The 5,435-nt window shown below is 63.1% G+C and carries 4 protein-coding genes; 2 read left to right on the forward strand and 2 right to left on the reverse strand.

What is annotated here, in order from left to right:
- The first annotated feature begins 571 nt into the window (after positions 1 to 571).
- A complete protein-coding gene (locus JNK99_RS14865) occupies positions 572 to 1,177 on the forward strand; it encodes a CHRD domain-containing protein (RefSeq protein WP_291854407.1) in 606 nt (201 codons plus the stop codon).
- Positions 1,178 to 1,475: 298 nt separating this feature from the next.
- Here the strand turns inward: JNK99_RS14865 and JNK99_RS14870 are convergent, their stop codons facing one another.
- On the reverse strand, positions 1,476 to 2,930 hold the full coding sequence (locus JNK99_RS14870) for an SPOR domain-containing protein (protein WP_291854410.1): 1,455 nt from the start codon (positions 2,928 to 2,930) through the stop codon (positions 1,476 to 1,478).
- 522 nt (positions 2,931 to 3,452) lie between these two features.
- On the opposite strand from JNK99_RS14870, the gene JNK99_RS14875 reads away from it, so the two are divergent.
- Positions 3,453 to 4,499 carry an NAD(P)-dependent alcohol dehydrogenase gene (locus JNK99_RS14875; protein ID WP_291854414.1) on the forward strand — a complete coding sequence of 349 codons (1,047 nt, stop codon included), beginning with the start codon at positions 3,453 to 3,455 and terminating at the stop codon, positions 4,497 to 4,499.
- 223 nt (positions 4,500 to 4,722) lie between these two features.
- Here the strand turns inward: JNK99_RS14875 and JNK99_RS14880 are convergent, their stop codons facing one another.
- Entirely contained in the window at positions 4,723 to 5,067 is a 345-nt protein-coding gene (locus JNK99_RS14880) for a hypothetical protein (RefSeq protein ID WP_291854412.1), read from the reverse strand.
- Positions 5,068 to 5,435 lie beyond the last annotated feature (368 nt).

The raw sequence follows: 5,435 nt of genomic DNA on the forward strand, positions 1-5,435 counted from the left end.
CCCACAGCGACGGGTAGTCGGCTCGGTGCTCCTGCACCATGCGAACAGCACGCTCGCGGACTGCGGGTGAGAACTTCGGTGATTTGTTCATGGCTCCCTCTTCTCAAGAGTTGGAGCCTCCTCAAAACCTGGGGCGGTTCAGGTTCGCCATGAGAGGCATTGCTGATGTTCGGCCCGCCAGTTTCAACCAGGGACGCGAGACGGTGGTTGGCCGAAAGAGGGGACGCCTCCACATAAGCAATTCATCCGCCAGCGCATGCCTCCCTGCCTGAGGTCCCGAGGTTTCTGCTCTCCGGCGTGGAGGGCGCCGTCCAGACGGAACTCGATCAGTTCCTGGCCGATTGCGCAGGGGCGAAATATGGGAATGGGCCTCGCTGTCCAGGTCCGTTCGTGGTGCCTGCACGCAACAAATCATGTGTCGAAAAATTTTACACCGAGGACGCCCGGCGAGTCGCGAGTCGGCCCAAATTGTTGAGAAACATGGTCAAGTTTTTTATAGCACGGATCTTGCTGCAAGAGTCTGGGCACTTTCTTGCCTGCCAATCAGAATCGGATAAAACCGGAGAAAACCATGACCAGAACGCGTTTTTTTGCTTCGCTCCTCACTACGGGAAGTATGGTAGTGCTGGCTTTGGGCGCCGCCGCGCCCGCCTCGGCAGTACCGATTGCCTACTATGCGACGCTCAGCGGGGCGGCGGAAGATCCGCCGAACGCCTCGCCGGGAACTGGCAAGGCAATTGTCACCGTCGATGACGTCGCCAACACGATGCGGGTCCAGGTGGACTTCAGTGGTTTGCTGGCTGGAGTGACCGCAGCGCATATCCACTGCTGCACTGCGGTGTCAGGTAGCGGCCTGGTGGGGGTGGCGACCCAGACACCCAGCTTCAGCGGATTTCCCAGCGGGGTCACGGCAGGAAGCTATGATCACACCTTTGATCTCGGCTTGGACTCCTCTTACCGGGCGGGCTTCGTGACGGCCAACGGTGGCAGCGCAGCGGGTGCCGAAGCCGCCTTGCTCGCCGGGCTTGCTGCCGGCAAGGCGTATCTGAACATTCACAGTAGCGTTTTCCCGGGTGGCGAGATTCGTGGCTTTCTGGTTCCCGAACCGACTTCCCTGGTGCTCTTTGGGCTCGGCATCGCCGGATTGGCTGCAGCGCGCAGACGTGGTCTGAGCTAGAGGGGAAGGGCGCACCAGGAGCCGTCCTCGTTGGGGATGGCGCTACGGAAAGGCGGCCTGTTGACCCACGAACCAGGATTCCGGATTCCGCGCTGCCGGGAATCGGTCGGGTGAGCGCCGCTGCGGTCTTGCCCGGCAACCGATGTGGAATTGCTCCTGCTGGCCACAACGGGTATCGGGGTTTGGGCGTCCCTGTCCGCAAACTCGCGGCTTGCCCCGCGAGGGCCGGGCGTGGTGCCCCCTTGTCGGGCAAGCCGGGCACCATCCGGCCCGGCTCCTGCCATTCGCCCGATGTCGCTCAGTGCAACGAATCCTGAACTGACTGCATCTGGCGCACCCACGGCCGGTTGATGCGCAGTTCGGGTGGCAGGGCTTCCAGCGCGGCGCGCGCTTCGCTGACGGTCTTGAACACGCCGAAGAACAGGTTGTAGCGCTCGCGCTGGTCACGCTCGGTGACGGAAAAGGCCAGGGAATCCAGCGCAAGCTGTTCCATGTTGCGGTCGATGAAGCGAGCCATGTCGGCCTGGCTGGGCGATGTCACCAACTGCACGGTATAGGCCTTGGGGTTCTGCTGCAGTAACCACTGGCTGTCACGCAACACCGCACCCCCCGCATTCTGGACGCGCAGCTTGCGTATCGCGGCACGCAGTTCGCTCAGGCTTTTCTCCAGACTGGAAACCTTGCCCGAGACCTGGTCGATGCCGGCCTGCTGACGTGCGTCGGTCTCCTGCTGCGCCGCTTCCCGCGCGGAGAGTGCCGCCACCTGGCCACCGACCTCGCTGATTCGGGCCTGGTTCTGGACGATTGCCGATTCGCTGCTCGCCGGAGCGAAGGCAGGCACCCACTTGACGAGGGCGAAGCCAGACACGGTCAGCAACAGCAGGCCGGCGATGGCCAGATGAGTCCGCTTGAATCTCTCCCGGGTGTCACCCGCATGGCTTGCCAGCGCGCTCGCCAGCTTGGCGATTTCCCCGTCCAGGCGCTGCGTTTCCGATTGCAGGACACCGACCAGCCCCTGCAAGGTCTGGAACTCGGCATGGTGCTCGCGCTGCAGGGCACTCAGGCCGGCGACCCGCGCTTCGACGATCGCGTGTTGCCTTTCCGCCTGCTCGCGCACCACTTCGATACGGCTCTTGTTGCCGCGCGTCGCGGTATCGAGCAACTGGCAGGTGACGTCGAACTGATCCAGGCGCGCGCGTTGCTCGGCGATGATTTGTTCCTGCGTCTGGAGCAGACCCTGCAGCGACCCGATGCTGGTGTCGAGTTCTGCCAGGTCCGCGCTGATGCGCGCGTTGTTGCTCGCGAGCCGCGTGTCCCAGCGCTGTTCCGAGTCGGCCAGCCAGGCACGCGCATCGCCGCGCAGTGCAGCAATGCTCCGTTCCGTAGCGGCCGCGTGTCCGGCCAGGGACAGGCTCTGTTGCTGCAGGTCGGCGCCGAGTTGATGCACCCGACTCGACACCGCCCCGCCGGACTGGCGGAGTTCGGCCAGCTCGCTGTCGATGCGGCGGTTGTTTTCGGCGTAGAGCGCGGTCAGTTCGTCGTAGTCGCGCAGCACGCGGTCAAGCTGCGCGTTGATCTCCTTCGGCGTCACGCTGGCGCCATTGGTCTGTGTCATTTCCAGCAGGCGGCCCATCTCGGGTCTGATCACAGGGATTTGCGGGGTCGGCGCATCGAGCGGCTCGGCGGGCAAGGCGTCGGATACGGTCTCAGGCTGCACATCGTCTGGCAGCACCAGTTCTGCGGGTTGGGTCATGGTCGGCCTCTCCAGTGGATTCACAAGCTTGTGTCCGGGAATGGAACAGCGTACTCACGCACGCTGTATCGGATATTGCCCGGTTCTTTCGTCCTTTCCTGGGTTGTGTGGAAGGTCAGGTGGTTCACTGCCACCCCGAAGAGTATATGTTTGCCTGGCAACTGCGGTCAATCTCGGCTTGCTCCCCCACGAGACCCCTCCGGGACGAACCTGGCGGCGCACTCCCGTTTGCCGGCCACCCGTCGCCCAGGCGGCAGTTCGCCCCAACCCGCTTGGCAGGGACAGGAGCCAAGGGGTACCATCGGCCCTGTTCGGTCATTCGCCGGATTCTGGAATCGCCGGAACGAGCCTCAACGGAGTTCCGGGTCGTGCCTCTTCCCGGGGCTACGGCGACCCGCAACAGTCCGGCCATGGCAGCCATTCACGAGAGGACGGGATTCTCGACGCATCACTTGGTGCTACCGGACCGGAAAACTGCTGTCATTGCATCTGAACCAGACAAAGGATCCAATCACCATGAACATGCAAACCAAAGCGTATGCAGCGCAAAGCGCAAGCAGTGCCCTGGCGCCATTCGACCTGCAGCGTCGTGCTCCTGGCCCGGAAGATGTGCAGATCGACATCCTCTTCTGTGGTGTCTGCCATTCCGATCTGCATACGGCGCGCAATGAGTGGAAGAACACCCTCTACCCTTCTGTTCCAGGTCACGAAATCGTTGGTCGGGTGGTCGCGGTCGGCGACAAGGTTCGTAGCTTCAGGGTGGGTGACCTGGCCGGGGTCGGCTGCATGGTCGATAGCTGTGGCCATTGCCACTCCTGTGAGGAGGGCGAGGAACAATACTGCGAGAACGGCTTTACCGGGACCTATAACGGTCCGCTCTTCGGTGGCGAGAATACCTATGGCGGTTATTCCCAGTCGATCGTCGTCAGGGAATCCTTCGTCTTGCGCGTCAGACACGCCGAGCAGGACCTGGCCAGCGTCGCGCCGTTGCTGTGTGCCGGCATCACCACCTACTCGCCACTGCGCCATTGGGGAGCGGGGCCGGGCAGGAGGGTAGGCATCGTCGGCCTTGGCGGGCTGGGGCACATGGGTGTCAAGATCGCCCACGCCATGGGTGCACATGTCGTGTTGTTCACCACCTCGACCAGGAAGATCGCCGACGGAAAACGGCTCGGTGCCGACGAAGTGTGTGTTTCGACCGACCGGGACCAGATGGCGGCGCAGGCCAATCGCTTCGATTTCATCCTGAACACCGTGGCGGCTCCCCACAATCTGGATGACTACCTGCAACTTCTCAAGCGTGATGGCACCATGACCCTGGTCGGGGCACCCGCCGAGCCACATCCTTCACCGGGCGTATTCAACCTGATCCTGAGGCGCCGTCAACTGGCCGGCTCGCTCATCGGCGGCATCCGCGAAACCCAGGAGATGCTGGACTTCTGCGCCCAGCACGACATCGTGTCGGATATCGAGATGATCCCGATCGACTACATCAACACGGCCTATGAGCGGATGCTGAAAAGCGACGTGAAGTACCGATTCGTCATCGACATGGCCAGTCTCGAATGAAGCGGCGTGACCGAACCGTGTGCTGAGTGAAGTGACGAGACTCGGGTTTTGGCGCCGCCACGCTCCTCGTCGCCCTTCGCCGGCCTCGTCCGACGTTTTCAGCCAGGTGATCAAGTCATTCCGGGCGGATTGGCGGGAAAGCACCCCCCCTGCAGCACGGCGAGTTCCCGTGCCCGGGTGAGCTTGCGGGGAGCGCAGTTGCTGCCCGACCGTAGCTCGCGCGTCAGACCTTGATGTTGATGCGCACGTCGCTCGACGCCAGACGGCGCCCTCTCTTGGAGCGGGTGTCGAGCAGCACCGGCCGGTTCTCCGAGCGGCGCTCGGCTTGCCGGCGTTCGACGGGGATGGCCTGGCTCCCGGCGACGCTGCCGTCCGTTGTCCTGGCCGGGACGGCAGCGGGCGGGGTGACGGCTTCCTGCTTGTCGAGGGGGGACTGGTCGTCCGGTGCCGACTCGGGGAAGCCGGTCGCCAGTTCCGCCGCATTGCCCACCGGTTCAGCTTTTTTCGTGTTGTCCGGTTCCTTGCTCTGGGTGCCGATCGGCGGAATGATCTCGGCTGGAATTCTCATTGTCCAAGCTCCTTGCGGGTAAGCACGCAAGCAGGGACCGGTACAGGCGGTGAAGGAGTCGGGTGCCGGATTGCTGCGCCGTGGACCACTGTAGCACTGCCGCTTCCTCGTGGGCAGCCGGAAAGTGCGCTGGCTTGCCAACTCTGTCTCGAAAAGAATCATGTTTTCAGTCGCCTCCGGGTATCGGCGCGGATCTGCCGCGGAGTCCGGCCGGCCGGCGAGGCCAGGGGCAGCGCAACTTCTTTTCTGTAAAAGCCCCCAAGGGATTCCATCGGGATATAGCCATCAGTCATTCAGGTTGAGGTAGATTTTCCCGGTCATCCATTCCTCGTCGCATTCTGCCAGAAGGGCGGAGACAAGGCGCAGAC

Origin of the sequence: Accumulibacter sp. (genome assembly GCF_016789985.1) — a bacterium.
GTDB lineage: Bacteria > Pseudomonadota > Gammaproteobacteria > Burkholderiales > Rhodocyclaceae > Accumulibacter.